At 60.0% G+C, this 16,015-nt stretch carries 18 protein-coding genes; 12 read left to right on the top strand and 6 right to left on the bottom strand.

The window, feature by feature from the left end; translation table 11 throughout:
• Positions 1-70 precede the first annotated feature (70 nt).
• Together hda and MWU49_RS00565 are read right to left on the bottom strand one after the other, a co-directional pair.
• The gene (gene hda, locus MWU49_RS00570; protein ID WP_246966873.1) at positions 71-760 is read right to left on the bottom strand and encodes a DnaA regulatory inactivator Hda; all 690 of its coding nucleotides are present in this window, start codon (positions 758-760) and stop codon (positions 71-73) included.
• A gap of 3 nt (positions 761-763) precedes the next feature.
• Complete coding sequence (locus MWU49_RS00565) at positions 764-1,786, bottom strand: DUF2066 domain-containing protein (RefSeq protein WP_246966871.1); 1,023 nt, start codon at positions 1,784-1,786, stop codon at positions 764-766.
• Positions 1,787-1,964: 178 nt separating this feature from the next.
• Here MWU49_RS00565 and purM point away from each other — a divergent pair, with 178 nt between their 5' ends.
• From purM to MWU49_RS00545, 4 genes are all read left to right on the top strand, one after another.
• Positions 1,965-3,008 carry a phosphoribosylformylglycinamidine cyclo-ligase gene (purM, locus tag MWU49_RS00560; RefSeq protein ID WP_246966869.1) on the top strand — a complete coding sequence of 348 codons (1,044 nt, stop codon included), beginning with the start codon at positions 1,965-1,967 and terminating at the stop codon, positions 3,006-3,008.
• A 64-nt stretch (positions 3,009-3,072) separates the two neighbouring features.
• Positions 3,073-3,735 carry a phosphoribosylglycinamide formyltransferase gene (purN, locus tag MWU49_RS00555; RefSeq protein WP_246966867.1) on the top strand — a complete coding sequence of 221 codons (663 nt, stop codon included), beginning with the start codon at positions 3,073-3,075 and terminating at the stop codon, positions 3,733-3,735.
• A 31-nt stretch (positions 3,736-3,766) separates the two neighbouring features.
• Positions 3,767-4,423 carry a DUF3108 domain-containing protein gene (locus MWU49_RS00550; protein WP_246966866.1) on the top strand — a complete coding sequence of 219 codons (657 nt, stop codon included), beginning with the start codon at positions 3,767-3,769 and terminating at the stop codon, positions 4,421-4,423.
• 2 nt (positions 4,424-4,425) lie between these two features.
• A complete protein-coding gene (locus MWU49_RS00545) occupies positions 4,426-5,223 on the top strand; it encodes a DUF3108 domain-containing protein (RefSeq protein WP_246966865.1) in 798 nt (265 codons plus the stop codon).
• On the opposite strand, the gene dcd is transcribed toward MWU49_RS00545, so the two are convergent.
• Positions 5,204-5,773: a dCTP deaminase gene (dcd, locus tag MWU49_RS00540; protein WP_246966864.1), complete on the bottom strand. Its 570-nt coding sequence runs from the start codon at positions 5,771-5,773 to the stop codon at positions 5,204-5,206. The genes MWU49_RS00545 and dcd overlap by 20 nt on opposite strands.
• Positions 5,774-6,009: 236 nt before the next feature.
• Positions 6,010-7,095 (bottom strand): iron-sulfur cluster carrier protein ApbC, encoded by a 1,086-nt coding sequence (gene apbC, locus MWU49_RS00535; protein WP_246966863.1) that lies wholly within the window; start codon positions 7,093-7,095, stop codon positions 6,010-6,012.
• A gap of 201 nt (positions 7,096-7,296) precedes the next feature.
• On the opposite strand from apbC, the gene MWU49_RS00530 reads away from it, so the two are divergent.
• From MWU49_RS00530 to MWU49_RS00500, 7 genes are all read left to right on the top strand, one after another.
• A complete protein-coding gene (locus tag MWU49_RS00530; RefSeq protein WP_246966862.1) occupies positions 7,297-7,989 on the top strand; it encodes an SIMPL domain-containing protein in 693 nt (230 codons plus the stop codon).
• Positions 7,990-7,996: 7 nt separating this feature from the next.
• On the top strand, positions 7,997-9,022 hold the full coding sequence (locus tag MWU49_RS00525) for an AraC family transcriptional regulator (protein ID WP_246966861.1): 1,026 nt from the start codon (positions 7,997-7,999) through the stop codon (positions 9,020-9,022).
• Positions 9,023-9,293: 271 nt separating this feature from the next.
• A complete protein-coding gene (locus tag MWU49_RS00520; RefSeq protein WP_246966860.1) occupies positions 9,294-10,262 on the top strand; it encodes a hypothetical protein in 969 nt (322 codons plus the stop codon).
• A 2-nt stretch (positions 10,263-10,264) separates the two neighbouring features.
• Complete coding sequence (locus tag MWU49_RS00515; protein ID WP_246966858.1) at positions 10,265-10,822, top strand: ATP-binding protein; 558 nt, start codon at positions 10,265-10,267, stop codon at positions 10,820-10,822.
• Positions 10,819-11,226, top strand: coding sequence for a roadblock/LC7 domain-containing protein (locus MWU49_RS00510; protein WP_246966856.1), 408 nt, complete (start codon positions 10,819-10,821; stop codon positions 11,224-11,226). Before MWU49_RS00515 ends, MWU49_RS00510 begins: the two co-directional genes overlap by 4 nt.
• A 54-nt stretch (positions 11,227-11,280) precedes the next feature.
• Positions 11,281-11,640: a hypothetical protein gene (locus MWU49_RS00505; RefSeq protein WP_246966854.1), complete on the top strand. Its 360-nt coding sequence runs from the start codon at positions 11,281-11,283 to the stop codon at positions 11,638-11,640.
• Between the two features lie 221 nt (positions 11,641-11,861).
• On the top strand, positions 11,862-13,319 hold the full coding sequence (locus tag MWU49_RS00500; RefSeq protein ID WP_246966852.1) for a DUF3336 domain-containing protein: 1,458 nt from the start codon (positions 11,862-11,864) through the stop codon (positions 13,317-13,319).
• A gap of 516 nt (positions 13,320-13,835) precedes the next feature.
• On the opposite strand, the gene MWU49_RS00495 is transcribed toward MWU49_RS00500, so the two are convergent.
• Positions 13,836-15,098: a Y-family DNA polymerase gene (locus MWU49_RS00495; RefSeq protein WP_246966851.1), complete on the bottom strand. Its 1,263-nt coding sequence runs from the start codon at positions 15,096-15,098 to the stop codon at positions 13,836-13,838.
• 1 nt (position 15,099) lies between these two features.
• Positions 15,100-15,498 carry a translesion error-prone DNA polymerase V autoproteolytic subunit gene (umuD, locus tag MWU49_RS00490; protein ID WP_246966850.1) on the bottom strand — a complete coding sequence of 133 codons (399 nt, stop codon included), beginning with the start codon at positions 15,496-15,498 and terminating at the stop codon, positions 15,100-15,102.
• A 219-nt stretch (positions 15,499-15,717) separates the two neighbouring features.
• Here umuD and MWU49_RS00485 point away from each other — a divergent pair, with 219 nt between their 5' ends.
• Positions 15,718-16,008, top strand: a complete 291-nt coding sequence (locus MWU49_RS00485; RefSeq protein WP_246966849.1) for a hypothetical protein — start codon at positions 15,718-15,720, stop codon at positions 16,006-16,008.
• Positions 16,009-16,015: the final 7 nt, after the last annotated feature.

Raw genomic sequence — 16,015 nt, 5'->3', positions numbered from 1 at the left:
CTGTGTAATTCCAGACAATAGTACCGCCGATCTCGGTATCAGACTGTTGTTCGTGTGTAATCGGCTCTTTTTACCACCCCAGCGCATCCTTGACAAAGGGAATAGTGACAGAGCGCTGTTGCGCTAGTGCCAGTTGATCCAGGCGATTGAGCAGGGCCACCAGGCCCGCCGGACTGCGCTCGCTGCGCAGCACGATGAAGTGCGCCACCTCCGGCTCCAGCCGCAAACCGCGGGCTCGCGCCCGCTCCACCAGCAGGGTTTCCATGGCCGCGTCATCCAGCGGCTGCAGACGGTACACTGGTCCGGCGGCCAGCCGGGTGGCCAGATCCGGCAGCATCAACCCCATCGCCGTGGGTGAAGCGTTGGCGGTAACCAACAAGCGCCCTCCCCGCGCCATCAGGCGGTTATAAAGATGGAAAAGGGCCTCTTCCCAGCGGGGATCGCCGGCAAAATGCTGACAATCGTCCAGGGCCAGCAGATCGAACTGCTCCATGGATTCCAGCACTTCCGGACTCAGCGGCAGCAACTCTTCCGCCGGCAGCAGGCAGGCACTCAGACCATGTTGCTGGGCCAGACGCACGGCCCCTTCCAGCAGATGACTCTTGCCCTGACCGTCGGGCCCCCAGATAAAGGCCTGCCGATCCGCGCCCACTACGGTTTCGCGGATTCCCTGAAACAGGGCACCGTTTTCACCGGCGACAAAATTGGACAGGTCGTTGCCCTCGCGCAGTTGGAGGGCAAGCGGTAATTGCGACACCATCGATCAGCGACGCCAGCAGTAACGCCACTGCGGACCGGCCACCGCCTGATCGGGACAGGGGGTCAGCGAAGAAGACAGCGACAACAGATCACGCAACTGGGCATCGCTGCCACTGAAATCCAGGCCGTAGATCAGGGAATCACCGGAAACCTGCACCAGAGAGACGCTTTGCATACCGCCCAGGCCGGAAAGAAAGTCGCGCAGCGACTTCCAGGCGCCCAGCGCCCCCACGGATTCCACCGTCAGCAGGGTGCGCTGGTCGGTGGCGCCTCCGGTGACAGCGAAACGGTCAGCCAGCTGATCCGTCACCGCATCCACCAGATCGGTGATGGCCTGCGCAGTGGAATCCGCCTTCAGGCGACCATCCGTCAAGGCCTTGCGCCCCTGCAGCACCCGCCAGCTCACCGTGGCCGGGCTGCCACTGTAGAGCACCGCAGCCAACACCATTTCATGGGGATAGCGGGCGGAAGCACTGAGAATCTGGTTGTCAAAACGGCCACGGATATCCGCTACCGCCAGCACATCACGGTCTGCCGCATCCCACTCGGGCAGGACCACATCCAGACCGCGCCGCTCGGCTTCCTCCTTGAGCATGGCAAAATCCGGGTGCCCGGGATTGACCATGCTGCCCTTGCCTGTGCCCTGATCCACCAGCCAGACCAGTACCCGCGGGCGGGGCACACCCCACACCGGGGCGCGTCGGGAAGACAGCAGATCCATCAGTCCGGCCGTATCAAACCGGGCCACCAGAGCGCCATCGCGATAATCCTGACGCACCACCCAGCGCTGCAGCTGTTCAGCTGCTTCCTGCGCCACCGGCAATTCCAGCACCGACTCCTTGCCGCTCAGGCGCACCAGCACCTGATTGAGCGCCTCAGCCAGAGCCCGCTGCTGCTCTTCCGGGGTGCGGTTTTCCACCTCCACCGTGACGGTATCCAGTGTGCCCGCCTGAGCTACCGGCACCGCCGACAACATCACAAGCCCCATGAACAGTGCTGCTACAACCTGCTTTCCATATCCACGCATGAGCACCAAATCCAACCGAGTCCTTCAAAGCGCGCTATTATCACCTATTAAGGAGCCGCGACAAAACCTCTTCTCTGCACCGCCGCCCCGGATCTTCCACTGCATCTCTGCCACACAGCGGTGGAAAGATATTCCCCGGACTCTTAAAATACGCGCCTTCATCAATCCGGAGCCCCCCATGACCGAACAGAAACGGCCACTGACCTACCGTGACGCTGGCGTCGACATCGATGCCGGAAACGAGCTGGTAAAGCGTATCGCCCCTGTGGCCAAGCGTACCCGTCGCCCCGAGGTCCTGGGTGGCCTGGGCGGTTTCGGCGCCCTCTGTGAGCTGCCCAGCCGTTACAAGAATCCGGTGCTGGTGGCGGGCACCGATGGGGTTGGCACCAAGTTGCGGCTGGCCATCGACACCGGTCGCCATGACAAGGTCGGTATCGATCTGGTGGCCATGTGTGTCAACGATCTGATTGTGGGCGGTGCCGAGCCTCTGTTCTTCCTCGATTACTACGCCACCGGCAAGCTGGACGTGGAAACCGCCACCAGCGTGGTCACCGGCATCGGTGAAGGCTGCGAGATGGCAGGCTGTGCCCTGATCGGTGGGGAAACCGCCGAGATGCCCGGTATGTATGAAGGCGAAGACTATGATCTGGCCGGCTTCTGTGTCGGCGTAGTCGAAAAGGACGGCGTTCTCGATGGTAGCAAGGTCCAGGCCGGCGACAAGCTGATCGGTCTGGCCTCCAGTGGTCCGCATTCGAACGGTTACTCTCTGGTACGTCGCATCATGGCCCAGGCAGAGACCAACATCGAGCTGGAGGGCAAGCCCCTCATGGAGCACCTGCTGGCTCCCACCCGCATTTACGTGAAGCCACTGCTCAAGCTGATCGAGCAGGTTGAGGTGCACGCCCTGGCACATATCACCGGTGGCGGTCTGCCGGAAAACCTGCCCCGGGTACTGCCGGACAACACCCGTGCCGTGATTGACACCAGTAGCTGGGAGTTCCCGGCGGTATTCCAGTGGCTGCAGCAGGAAGGCCAGGTACCGGCCTTCGAAATGTATCGCACCTTCAACTGCGGCGTCGGCATGGTCATCGCCGTACCGGCCGACCAGGTAGATGCCACCCTGGCACTGATGGAAGCCGAAGGTGAGCACGCTTTCCTGATGGGCGAAATCACCGCCGGCGAAGGTGAGCCCGAAGTCATTCTTGACGGTTTGAAAGACTGATCGGCCAGGGGCTGCTGGCAACCGGCAGCCCCTCCCCCATGCCAAGGACCCGGAAACACCCTCGATGACCGACAACTCCTCTGCCACGCCACATCGCCTGGCCGTCCTGATCAGTGGCTCCGGCACCAACCTGCAGGCCATTCTTGATGCCATTACCGACGGCACCCTGAATGCCAGTGTTGCGGTGGTGTTGTCCAACAAGGCCGATGCCGGGGGGCTTGAGCGGGCCCATCAGGCGGGTATTCCCACCGTGGTACTGGATCACCGCCAATTCGACAGCCGCGAGGCCTTCGATCAGGCCATGATCGACGCCCTCAACCCCTACCAGCCGGAAACCGTGGTGCTGGCCGGTTTCATGCGTATTCTCTCGCCCCTGTTTGTGCGTGAATACACCGGCCGACTGGTCAATATCCACCCCTCCCTGCTACCCAAGTACCGCGGCCTGCATACCCATGCTCGCGCCCTGGAGGCCGGCGACAGCGAACATGGCTGCTCCATCCACTTTGTCACCGAAGAACTGGATGGTGGGCCACTGATCGCCCAGGCCCGCGTAGAAATAGTTGCGAACGATAATCCGGATTCCCTGTCCAAACGTGTACAGGTTTGCGAACACCAGCTTTATCCGCTGGTATTGCAATGGCGCGCAGAGCAGCGTCTGTCACTGGACGAGCACGGAGTATCACTGGATGGGAAGCCTCTACCGACACAGGGTTACCAGGTCTCTTAGGACCCTTCTGCTACTGCTGGTCCCGCTGGCTGTGGCCCCCGTTGCCGCGGCCCAGCCGCCGGTCACACCTTTTACGCTTGATTATCGCCTGAAAAGCGAAGGTATTCCCTTTACCATCACCGCCACCCGCACCTTGCGACAGGTTCAGGGTGGTCTGTGGAAGATGGAAGTCAGTGCCAAGAACTGGCTCGGAGAAATTCGTGAAACGGCCCTGTTCAACTGGCAGTCCTGCACCCCGCAAAGCAGTTACTACGGTTATTTGCGCAAGGGTCTGGGCCGGGTCAAGGAAGCCACCCTGCACCTCAATCGCGAAACCGGCGTGGCAGCCAGCGAGCGAAGTGGCAAGGCCCGTCTGAACTACCCTATCTCTGACACCGCAACCGACGAACTGTCCGTAAGCCTGGCCTTGCAGTGTGCTCTTGAGCGCGGAGACAAGGATATCGAACTGGATGTGGCCGATGAAAAATCCGTCGAAAAACAGCGTTTCCAGGTGGTTGGCGAAGACATCCTGAAAATTGATGGCGAGCGTTTGAAAACCGTCAAGGTACAGCGGGTTCGTGAGGCCAACAGCCCTCGACAAACTTTCATGTGGTTTGCACCGAATCATCAATTTCTTCTGGTACAGTTGCAGCAAAAGAACAAAGACGGAGAGCATGTCATGACGCTGCAATCCCTGGAGGGGCAATAACCGTGCGCCAAGTGTTTTTCTTGCTGTCAGTGCTGCTGTGCAATCAGGCCCTGGCCGACACCCTTGCCCCATTCGCGGCCGAATTCCGCATCTACGTCAACAAGCTGCCGACCCCGGTAAAAGCAGACCTGGTACTGGAGCCGGCGGAGGGGGAAGACAGCTATCACATGCTGCTAAAGGCCAAATCGTTTCTGCTCACCAATACCGAGGAAAGCTTTTTCGAATGGCGCGACTGCCAGCCACGCACCAGCCGCTACCTGCATGAGTTTGAAGGTTTTGGCCAGCACCGTTATCACCGGATGAATTTCCAGTGGGCGCCGCCGCGAGTGCACAACGTCTCCGAGGATGACAAGGAAAGCATCGATATCCCTGACAACACCCTCGATGAACTGACCATCCTGTTACGCGGGCGTTGCGTGTTCTCGCAAGGGTCAGACAATTACTCCGTGACCAGCGTCTACGGCGACCGCATCCGGACCCATCATTTTGCAGTGATTGATCGGGAAACCATCAAGACGCCGCTGGGCAAGCTGGACACCCTGCTGGTGGAAAAGAAGCGCGACGGTGACAGCAAGAAAAAACGGCGCACCCTGTTCTGGGTAGCGCCGTCTCTGGATTATATGGTGGTGAAGGCCAAACACATCGAGAGCACCTTCCTGAAGGCTGATCTGATCATGACCGATTACAAGGGCCCGGATCCCGACACCTCTGACACCGTCGACAGCAAGGCCATCACTCAGCAAAACGAGGCTGACAGCAGTCAGCCCGCTCCAGAAGCGGTTACGCCCGAGGCAGGGTAACCCCTTTCTGGCCCTGGTATTTGCCGCCACGATCCCCGTAGGAGGTTTCACACACCTCATCGGATTCGAAGAACAGCATCTGCGCCACCCCTTCGTTGGCATAGATCTTCGCCGGCAAGGTGGTGGTGTTGGAAAATTCCAGGGTCACATGCCCTTCCCACTCCGGTTCCAGCGGAGTCACGTTCACGATGATGCCGCAACGGGCATAGGTTGATTTGCCCAGGCACACGGTGAGCACATTACGCGGAATGCGGAAATACTCCACGGTGCGGGCCAACGCGAAGGAATTGGGCGGGATAATGCAGTACTCACCCTTGATATCCACGAAGCTGCGCTCGTCGAAGTGCTTTGGATCCACCGTGGCAGAGTGAATATTGGTGAACACCTTGAATTCATCTGCACAACGCACGTCATAGCCGTAGCTGGACACCCCGTAGGAAATCAGCTTGTTGCCCTCGGCATCCGCACGCACCTGCTCGGCCTGAAAAGGCTCGATCATGCCGTGCTCTTTCGACATGCGGGTAATCCAGCGATCCGATTTAATTGTCATTCCTGCCTCTCGGTTCCGAAATGGGGTGAGCCGTAATTTCAAGCGCTTAATGGTATAGACGCGGGACGCCGGATGCCAGACGTAACACCAGCTACAAGCCTCAAGCTGCAAGCTACAACGCGCAGCCAGGCAATACCGGGTTCCTGGTCTGCCGCCGCGCCCGGGGCTCCTGCGCGGGCACAACCTCTGACACCCCTCCCCTGTTCCGCGTTGCAGCTTGGGGCTTGAAGCTTCTTTTAATGCTGCGTCACCTTCGGGAAGGCGCGCTTGCCCTGTTCGGTCAAAGATAGTCGGGCCGCCAGGCGTCGTGCCGCCTTGCGGTACAGGGCCGCTTCCTCGCTGTCCGGGCAGGCCGCCACGACCGGCTTGCCGCTGTCTGCCTGCTCACGGATCTTCAGGGACAACGGCAGCGCCGCCAGCACCTCGGTGTCGTATTCCTGCGCCATACGCTCACCGCCGCCCTGGCCGAAGACATGCTCCTGGTGGCCACAGTTACTGCAGATATGTACCGCCATGTTTTCCACGATGCCCAATACCTTGATGTCCACCTTGCGGAACATCTCCACCCCCTTGATAGCATCCAGCAGGGCAATATCCTGGGGCGTGGTAATCACCACGGCACCGGCCACCGGTATCTTCTGGGCCAGGGTAAGCTGGATATCCCCAGTACCCGGGGGCAGATCCACCAGCAGGTAATCCAGCCCCTGCCAGCGGGTCTGCTCCATCATCTGCACCAGAGCGCCACTGGCTTTGGGACCACGCCACACCACCGGGGTCTGCTGAGTGGTCAGATAGCCCATGGACATGGTCTGCAGACCGTAGGCATCCACCGGCACGAAGGTCTTGCCGTCCAGCACCTCCGGGCGAGTCCCGTCAGGTTTTCCCAACATCAATGGCTGACTGGGACCAAACACATCCGCATCCAGCAGCCCCACCCGGGCGCCTTCCGCCTGCAGCGCCAACGCCAGATTCACCGCCGTGGTGGACTTGCCCACGCCGCCCTTGCCGGAAGCTACCGCAATCACGTTGGCCACCTGATCCAGCGCCGGCATATCAGACTGGGTCCGGTGCGGCATCACCTGTTTCTTCAGAGAAAGCGAAAACGCCCGACCGTCGAGCAGGTCGGCAAGATGATCCTGCATCCTGGATTGCAGTTCCGGCTCCATCCCGGCACAGGGATACCCCAGCGTCACCGTTGCGGCCACAGCGGCATCGCCGACAACGATGTCGATAGCGGCATTGGCCTGGGCCAGTGAGACACCCAGATCCTCTGGCACAAAACGCCCCAGTTGTTCCCGTATCGCCTGCTCTGCTGCACTCATGATTCAACCTCTTTTTCCGGACGCTGCGATGATAGGGGCTTACGCATCATCAACCAAGGCCCAGTCTGTTTTTGCTTTTCCTTGTAGCTTGCAGCTTGTAGCTTGAACCCAACCGACACAAAACCCGCTTTCTGCTCTGGCTATCCCCGGAGAAATTCGCACAATAGGTTCTACAAGGTATACATATAACAAGGAGACCTCATGAAAGGCTTTTCCGTCCTTTGCCTGACCAGCCTCTCGCTTCTGTTTCTCTCTGCCTGCGGCCATCCTCCCCAGCCCCAGGAACGTGACAGCATTACCGTCTCCGGCCAGGGCGAAGTCACCGCCACTCCGGATGTCTTTTCCGTGAATGCCACCGCGCAGGCGGATGGCAATGATATTGATGCGATGAAATCCCGTGTCGATGAGGAAATCGAAGCCATGCTGGAGCTGGCCGACGATCTGGATATTCCGCAAGCGCAAACCCGGGCCACCGAATTCCGCGTTAGCCCACAGTGGCAGTACCAGCCCGAGCGCAAGCTGATCGGACACCAGGTTTCCCGCTCTGTGCATTTTCGTGTAAACGGGCTGGACACCTATGCCGAATTACTGGATGGCCTGGCCAAACTTGACGTTCGCGACATCCAGCCAGCCGGCAGCGAGGTCAGCAACGCGGACACACTCAGCCACACTGCCCTGAAAAATGCCGTACAGGATGCCCGTGACAAGGCCGAGGTCCTCGCCGCTGCCGCCGGCCGCGACGTGGGTGAAGCCATCCGCATCGAATCCCACTCGGTAAACAGTCCACGGCCGATGATGATGGCTACCCGCATGAAAGACGGTGCCGCTGAGAGTTTCCGTCCCGGCGAAACCGACATCAGCGCCCAGGTGCAGATCACCTTTGAACTGGACTAGGCCGACCATGACGGACCTGGGAGAAATCAGCAGCGCCGCCTTGCAGCAATACCTGGCCCATGCCGACAAGCTCGGGCTGGACACGGCCGCGCTGCTTACCGCGGCCGGACTGCAGGCAGATCAGGCCCTGCGGCCTGACGCCAGGGTGGACGGCCGGGACTTCCAACGCCTGCTGGAAGCGCTAGCCGACCAGTCCGGGGATCCCTTGTTCGGCCTGCACACCTCCGCCTTCATCCAGCCCGGCTCCTACCATGTGATGGGCTACATCGCCATGAGTGTGCATACGCTCCACGAGGCGCTGCTCAAGGTCACCCTGTATGAACGTCTGGTGGGCGACATGGGCACCACGGATATCGACATGGCCCATGAACAGGCGCAGATCCGCTGGCACTGCCGTTACCCGGATCAGCCGGTACGGCGCCATCTGATCGACAATGTGCTCAGTTCCTGGCTGTGCTACGCCCGCTGGCTCACCGGCAACGACACCCTGTCCCCGGCAGAAGTGCTGCTTGAGCACACTGCGCCTCCGCCGGAACAGATTGCCGAATACGAACGCATCTTTCACTGCCCCGTGCGCTTCGGTCAGCCCCACTCTGCCCTTGTCGGGGCTCCTGACCTGCTGATGCTGCCCATTCGCCAGCCGGATCCGTTGCTGCTGTCCACCCTGGAAGCACACGCCACTGCGCAGCTGGCACAGCTGGGCATCGAAACCAGCCTCAGCCAGCGGGTGCGCCAGTGCATCAAGGATGCCATCGGCCACACCCTGCCCCGCAAGGAGGCTGTGGCTGAAAAACTGGGCATGAATATCCGCACCCTGCACCGTCATCTGGCAGAGGAAGGGCAGAGCTGGCAGAAACTGCTGGACGAAATTCGCCTGGAACAGGCCAAACAGTTACTACGCAACACCGACCAGGCACAGACCTGCATCGCCGACGCCCTCGGTTACTCCGACATCCGCTCATTCCAGCGCAGTTTCAAGCGCCACACCGGCCAGACACCGGGCCAGTTCCGCAAGGCTAGCCAGGCGTTGTAAGCCATCTCTTACATTCCCTCAAGCCCTTGTCTTACGGGATATGCAGCCATTTGGCCATGAATGTGCCGCGATCTGTTCACTGGTGATTTTTCAGCCACTGTTATAGGCCGTTCATCGCCATCCCTTTGCCAACAGGATCACTTCATCCCTAAAAAGGAGGAAAGGCCACTGCACAGCACCGGGTCAGTATCCATGACCGGTATCCGTGCAGTCGCCCGGGCACCTGAACGCGTATTCCACCCCGGAAGCGCAGACCGCACGGAGAGCGGCAATGGAAAACAGAACGCTAGCCTTTATTGGACTTGAGGCAGATACCACCAGCGCCTGCCTGTCCATGCTCAAGATCATGAACGGTCGCTCCAGCGTCGAATGGATGCAGGCAGCGCCGGAAGAGGCGGATGTGCTGATGCTGGCCAATGATGACGGCAATCGTCAGTGGCAGGACGGCAACAAGCCCTGCATCGTCATTTACCACAATAACGAAAGCAAACCCGCCGCCCCCTATACGCTTTCTCACCCGTTCCGTGTGATGCAGCTGATCTCCGTACTGGAAGACGTTTCCCGGACGCTCACCGAAAGCAGCAGCACCGTCGACACCAAGGCCAACACCCCGGCCCCGCAGCCCGCGTCCCGGGCTGCAACGGCAACCAGCGGGCAAACCGATTTCAGCGAATCTCTGTACCAGGCGGTAACCAGCCAGGACAAGCAGGCCCTGTACCAGTCAGAGAGCCCTCAGGGCACCCTGTATGTGTCTCCTTCTGCCGGTGCCTACTTCATTCAGGAACCGCTATACAACGAGGTGCGCCACAAGACGGCGTCATTGTCGGCACTCAAGCCCGCCAACGAGACCGACCTCAGTGCCTACATTCGCCGCCCGATTGCAGAACTGGCCTGGATGACCGCCCAGCTGGCAAGCAGCCTGCCCAGCTGGCTGCCCAAGGATGGCAGCTTCCGGCTCAAACGCTGGCCCAATGTGCGCTCGGCAAAGAGTGATCGCGCCTATCTGTCCATGAGTGCATTGATGACCAAGCAACCTTGCCGCCGGGAACAACTGGCAGCCCATGCCGGTTGCGCCCAGCAACAGGTGGACCGTTTCCTGTCCGCCTGCGCCATGAGCAACCTGCTGGTCTGCGAAGCCGGAGCTGCCGCACCGGTCACCCGCACAGCCACGCCTGATGAACCACGCCGTCGCGTTTCGTTCATTCAGGGTCTGCGACACCGCCTTGGACTGAGTAGCTAACCATGAATGCCGTCGCCAGCAACGAATTCAAGATTCTCTTTACCGGCCCCATGGGAGCCGGCAAGACCACCGCCATCACCGCCATCAGTGATCACGAAGCGGTCTCAACCGATGTGGTCAACACCGACCTGGCACAGTGCAACAAGGAGCTGACCACCGCCGCCCTGGATTACGGTCAGATTGTGCTGCCGGACAACAGCTGCGTCCGTCTGTATGGCACCCCTGGCCAGGAGCGTTTCCGCTTCATGTGGCCGATCCTTCTCAACAACGCCGCCGGCGTGATCGTGCTGCTCAATGGGGAGCACCCCGAATTACTGGAGCATCTGGAGCACTACGTGGATGCCTTCGGGGCCGGCAAGGTGCCCATGGTGATCGGTGTAGGCCGGCTGCCCGCCGAAGATCTGGGCCGCCTGGAAACCCTCGCCATGCGTCTGGAAGAGCGCGGTATTGCCCTTCCCATTTTTGATGCAGATGTGCGCCAGCAGGACGATGTACTGCTGCTGGTGGACGCCCTGCTTTGCCAGATTGAAGCCGATGATTGCAGGAGCATGGAAGCATGACAGCACAATCCCCACTGGGAAAGGTAGGCACCAGCATTGCCACCAAACAGCTGGAAAAATTCGGGCAGGAAACCAAGGGCGTGACTTCCGCGGTTCTGCTCACCAATGACGGCTTTCAGGTGGCTTCGCTGCACCTGAATGATGAAAGTGCCAGCAAGCTGGCCGCCATGGGCAGCTCCCTGGCAGCCATCGGCCAGGCCATTGCCAAGGAGGCCAGCCTCAAGGAATGCAGCCGCATGATTGTGGAATCGGAATCCGGTGTGGTCACCGTCATGGAAGTACGTGGCGTTTCGCCGCCCATGTCACTGGCGGTTATCGCCAATGACGCATCCGTCCTCGGACAGCTGTTGTGGGCCTCGAAAGAGTGCTGTCGCAGCCTGGCCGAGCAACTCAGCAAGAAATAATGCAAGCAAGCATAACAATCACACCCTCAAGGAAGTAAAAGCAAGGAGAACACCATGGCTAGTGTAAAAGAAAGTCTTTCCGCTCTGTTGCAGCCCGATGGCGCCATGTGCACGGCTATCGTCGATGCCAACAGCGGCATGGTCCTTGGCCAGGAAGGCACCGGTCTGGATCTGGAATTGGCTGCTGCGGGTAACACCGAAGTAGTTCGCGCCAAGATGAAGACCATGAAATCCCTCGGGCTGAACGACGCCATCGAGGATATCCTGATCACCCTGGGTACCCAGTACCATATCATTCGCCCCGTGGCCGCCCATGAAGGCCTGTTCATCTACCTGGTACTGGATAAATCCAAATCCAACCTGGCTCTGGCCCGCCGTGCCTGCCAGGAAGTGGAATCCAACCTCGCCGTATAGCGTCAACCGGGGTAGTGGCTTAAAGCCGCTACCCCCTCCCCCTGTTACATCCTCGATGAACCTTCCTTTTCCTTCGCCCCCTCTGTCCGTCATGCCGATATATCCTGTTACTGTCAGCAGGAACTCTTTACCTTTTGTCTGACAATTGCTTCTTTATTCATGGCTCATATGGCTATACTGACATCAACCAATGACAATAATGAATCTGACGGAGACACGTCATGAAAGGCACGCTCAAGCAACTGGAACGCGCCATTGACCACGCCCAGACTTACGGCGAGTGGTATGAAGCCAGCCAGGAACACGACCGCCTGTCCGGCGCCGATGAGTGGAAGGAAATCGATCGCTCCCCCCATTACGATTACGAACTGATCCGCAACCGCCTGTGGCAGATCCGCCAGGCCCGTGAACGCGGTGACGTGAACAAGCTGGTCTTCCACCTGCATGAAGGCCTGCATGGCAATCTGGGCAATATCTCCAACCCGCACCTGTATCAGCACAGCCGGGTCGGCACCAAGCACCTGATTGAAAACTACCTCACCGAAGTCACCACTGCCCTGAACTACCTGTGCGACACCAACTTCAAGGAGTTCGGGCTAAAGGAAAAACTGGATTTCTTCGAGACCACCGGTCAGGCCTTTGGCCAGAGCTGCCTGATGCTCTCCGGCGGCGCAGCCCTTGGCCTGTTCCATATCGGCGTCGCCCGCTGTCTGTGGGAGCAGGACCTGCTGCCTTCGGTGATCTCCGGCTCCAGCGCTGGCAGCATCATTGCCGGCGTGGTCGGCACCCACAACGATGAAGAGCTCAAGGTCAAGCTGGAACCGGAAAACATCTATCTGGAAGCCTTCAAGGTACTGGGCTGGAAAGGCCTGATCCGTGGCACTCCGGTACTCGACGGTGATCACCTGGAAGCCTGTCTGGAAGAAAACATCTTCGACATGACCTTCGAAGAGGCGTACCGGCATACCGGGCGGGAAATCAACATCACCGTCAGCCCCTACGACCGCAACCAGCACGCCCGCCTGCTCAACTGGCGCACCTCACCCAACGTGCTGATCCGCAAAGCGTCACTGGCCTCCTGCGCGATTCCCGGCATCTACCCGCCGGTCTCCCTGTGGGCCAAGAACATTGACGGCGAACGGGTGCCCTATATCCCCGGCCGCAAATTCGTAGATGGTTCTATCGTCGACGACCTGCCGATTCGCCGGCTGTCCCGTCTGTATGGTGTGAACCACTCCATCGTCAGCCAGACCAATCCCCACGTGGTGCCCTTCCTGTCGCGAAGAGACACCGCCAGCTCCCTTAGCGTCATGGGCGACTGGGCTCTGCGCAACGCCTCCATGAACATTCGTTACGCCCTGACGCTGGTACAGAAGCGGGTAGAGTCCAACGATGTGGGCCTGATGATCGACAAGGCCAAGAGCATGGTCACCCAGAAGTACATTGGCGACATCAACATGATCCCGCCGCGCCAGCCCATGAATGCCCTGCGGGTACTCAGCAACCCCACCCTGCAGGACGTGCGCAACTACATCCGCAAGGGCGAGCAGGCCACCTGGCCCAAGATTGAAATGGTGGCCAACACCACCATGATCAGCCGCACCTTCCGCGACTGCCGCGCCCGCCTGGACCGCATCGAGGAACGCATGCTCGATCAGGTGCCCATGTCGGTGGTTTAACGCCCGATGCCGGACGCCTGATGCCTGACGCCAGAGGTTCAGGCACCACCCCGTAGGGCGGAAATTGGCGAAAGCCAATCTCCGCCTGGGGCCGCTCCGCGGCTGCAACATGCTTCACGCGGCACGCAAAGCCCGGAGAACCGCACTGTGGGAGTCTGCCTGCAGACGATGGTGCGGCGGAGATGCCCTATCGCTTGCAGGCAAGCTCCCACAATAAACCAGAACCACTCCATCCCCGCTTTTGCCTTTCCTTGTAGCTTGTAGCTTGTAGCTTGAGGCTTGCCGCTGCTTTCCCCATCACGGTGGAAGCACTGCTGATCCGGTTGCCCCCTTTGTGGGAGTCTGCCTGCAGACGATGGTGCGGTTGGAGATGCCTTATCGCTTGCAGGCAAGCTCCCACAACACACCAGAAACAAACCACCCCCGGCTTTGTCTTTCCTTGTAGCTTGAGGTTGTAGCCTGCCCCTGCTTTCCGCCTTTCCTCACAGCTGATAGCTCATAGCTCGCAGCTGCATTTCAGGACACCCTCGGCAAATCCCCCAGCCGCGTGGTATAGGCCGGTGACAGATACGCCCGGCGCATGCTCCAGATGCAGGCTTCGCCGCTTTTCATGCCCCTGCCCGCCAGCCAGACACGGCCTTTGCCGCTGCGGTTGATGCCGTCCATCACCGCCATCAAGGCCTCTCCCTTTTGTGTCTGTTGCGCCTCGAATAACCCCCCCTGGGCCTGCCCAGCCGGGCATAGTTCCGTGAGCATCACTGCAACCTTGCCGTAGCGCAGCCCCGGCTTCCACAACCTCTCCAGCAGCTGCAACGCCAGCCGTGCCAGCTCGCGGGTGTCGGCACTGGCCTGGGGTAAGCCGGTGGTGAAGGAATCCGGCCACAGCTGCTGCGGCTTGCCCATGGGCGCGGTGCGCAGCCACACGCTGATACGCCCGGCCAGCATGCCCTCTGCACGCATCTTCTCGGCCGCCCGGGCGGTATAATCGTTGACCGCCTGGCGCAGCGGCGGCAGGGACACCACCGCCTGGCCAAAGGAACGGGAGTAGATAATCTGTTGGCGCGGTGGAGGTTGCAGCTCCAGACTCAGGCACGGCTCGCCATTCAGTTCCCGGACCATTCGCGCCTGCACCACGGAAAAGTGCTGCCGCACCCAGCCCGGATCCAGCGCGGCAAGCTCCGCGGCATTACCCAGCCCCATGGCCGACAGCCGGGCCGACAGCCGCCGCCCGACGCCCCAGATGTCATCCAGTGGTGTCTCCTGCAGAGGGCCTTGCCAGTCATCGGCAGTGGCCCAGACCTCCACCCCGGTGCCGAGCCGTTTGGCGCGATGGTTGGCCAGCTTGGCCAGCGTCTTGGTGGGTGCGATACCCACACAGACCGGCACTCCCACCCAGCGCCCCACCCGCTCACGCAACTGTTCTCCCAACGCCAGCAGGCCGTCTTCCGGCACCATGGACAGATCCAGAAAAGCCTCATCAATGGAATACACCTCCACCGTCGGCACCAGCGTTTGCAGCGTGCTCATGACACGGCGGGAAAGATCCCCGTACAGGGTGTAATTGGAAGAGAACACGGCCACGCCATGCTTGCGCACCAGCTCGCGGACCTGAAACAGCGGCACCCCGGTACGGATACCCAGCGCCTTGGCCTCTGCCGAACCTGCCACCACACAACCATCGTTGTTGGACAGCACCACCACCGGCCGCCCGCACAGATCCGGACGGAACACCCGCTCACAGGACGCGTAGAAACTGTTGCAGTCCACCAGCGCGAACATCTCAGGCTCCCGCGGTACCGCGCAGGGTATGCAGCGCGAAGGTCACCACCCCAAACAGCTCCCAACCGCCCTCTTCCAGCACAATGGGCGCATAGTCAGGATTACGGGGCAATAACCGGGGAGAAGGCTTCAGGGATAATTCCTTGACGGTGAATTCCCCGCCCACGGCAGCCACCACGATATCGCCATGCACGGCTTGCAGAGAGCGATCCACCACCAGAATATCACCAGCGTAAATGCCAGCCTCGATCATGGAATCCCCCTCCACCCGCAACAGAAAGGTGGCCGCTTCCTGTCGAATGCACAGCTTGTTCAGATCCAGCGGTTCTTCCATGTAGCCCTGGGCCGGAGAAGGAAATCCGGCCCGCACGGCTTCGGTAAACAACGGTAATGCAGCCATGACACACCTGACTCATTGATGGGAAATCAGGTTACCCAAATGCTGTCCATATGTACAGCATTAGAGTCAGCACTATCGTACGGATACGAAACCCGAACAAGGCTCACAAACACTCACAAAAGCGCGTAATAAACGCTATCCGTTCAATGCAACTTATCGCTTAAGGTAGGCCCATAACATCAAGAAGTGGCCACAGGAAAAAAACGGCCGAGGAGTGGTATGAACGTGGAATCCAACCCCAACTGGTTCTCTGACTTTGTGGAAGAACTTGGACTTCCCGCCAATGCGGTGTTCCAGGGCTATGTCCTCTACAGTGAGGATCACGATGGCTTTCTGGCGTTCAACCAGCACAGCGGCGAGCAACGCCTCCATTTTGTGAGACCCAGCGCCTGGGGCCATCGCTACCCCTATATCCAGCTGGCCTGTGATGCCGTCCAGTGCCTGATCGAACCCACAGAGATCCAGGCCCTGTTCCTGATCGGCAAGCGCTTCATGGCATTTCCGGTATAAGACCTCC

It is taken from the genome of Alcanivorax sp. S6407, assembly GCF_023016115.1.
Lineage (GTDB): Bacteria > Pseudomonadota > Gammaproteobacteria > Pseudomonadales > Alcanivoracaceae > Alcanivorax.
The sequence above is the reverse complement of the archived record's forward strand: the minus strand, read 5'-3'. Positions and strand labels throughout refer to the sequence as shown.

Bases quoted from the DNA above. Each gene is read 5' to 3' on its own strand.
- hda (WP_246966873.1), bottom strand. From the start codon at position 760: ATGGTGTCGCAATTACCGCTTGCCCTCCAACTGCGCGAGGGCAACGAC.
- MWU49_RS00565 (WP_246966871.1), bottom strand. From the start codon at position 1,786: ATGCGTGGATATGGAAAGCAGGTTGTAGCAGCACTGTTCATGGGGCTT.
- purM (WP_246966869.1), top strand. From the start codon at position 1,965: ATGACCGAACAGAAACGGCCACTGACCTACCGTGACGCTGGCGTCGAC.
- purN (WP_246966867.1), top strand. From the start codon at position 3,073: ATGACCGACAACTCCTCTGCCACGCCACATCGCCTGGCCGTCCTGATC.
- dcd (WP_246966864.1), bottom strand. From the start codon at position 5,773: ATGACAATTAAATCGGATCGCTGGATTACCCGCATGTCGAAAGAGCAC.
- apbC (WP_246966863.1), bottom strand. From the start codon at position 7,095: ATGAGTGCAGCAGAGCAGGCGATACGGGAACAACTGGGGCGTTTTGTG.
- MWU49_RS00530 (WP_246966862.1), top strand. From the start codon at position 7,297: ATGAAAGGCTTTTCCGTCCTTTGCCTGACCAGCCTCTCGCTTCTGTTT.
- MWU49_RS00525 (WP_246966861.1), top strand. From the start codon at position 7,997: ATGACGGACCTGGGAGAAATCAGCAGCGCCGCCTTGCAGCAATACCTG.
- MWU49_RS00520 (WP_246966860.1), top strand. From the start codon at position 9,294: ATGGAAAACAGAACGCTAGCCTTTATTGGACTTGAGGCAGATACCACC.
- MWU49_RS00515 (WP_246966858.1), top strand. From the start codon at position 10,265: ATGAATGCCGTCGCCAGCAACGAATTCAAGATTCTCTTTACCGGCCCC.
- MWU49_RS00510 (WP_246966856.1), top strand. From the start codon at position 10,819: ATGACAGCACAATCCCCACTGGGAAAGGTAGGCACCAGCATTGCCACC.
- MWU49_RS00505 (WP_246966854.1), top strand. From the start codon at position 11,281: ATGGCTAGTGTAAAAGAAAGTCTTTCCGCTCTGTTGCAGCCCGATGGC.
- MWU49_RS00500 (WP_246966852.1), top strand. From the start codon at position 11,862: ATGAAAGGCACGCTCAAGCAACTGGAACGCGCCATTGACCACGCCCAG.
- MWU49_RS00495 (WP_246966851.1), bottom strand. From the start codon at position 15,098: ATGTTCGCGCTGGTGGACTGCAACAGTTTCTACGCGTCCTGTGAGCGG.
- umuD (WP_246966850.1), bottom strand. From the start codon at position 15,498: ATGGCTGCATTACCGTTGTTTACCGAAGCCGTGCGGGCCGGATTTCCT.
- MWU49_RS00485 (WP_246966849.1), top strand. From the start codon at position 15,718: ATGAACGTGGAATCCAACCCCAACTGGTTCTCTGACTTTGTGGAAGAA.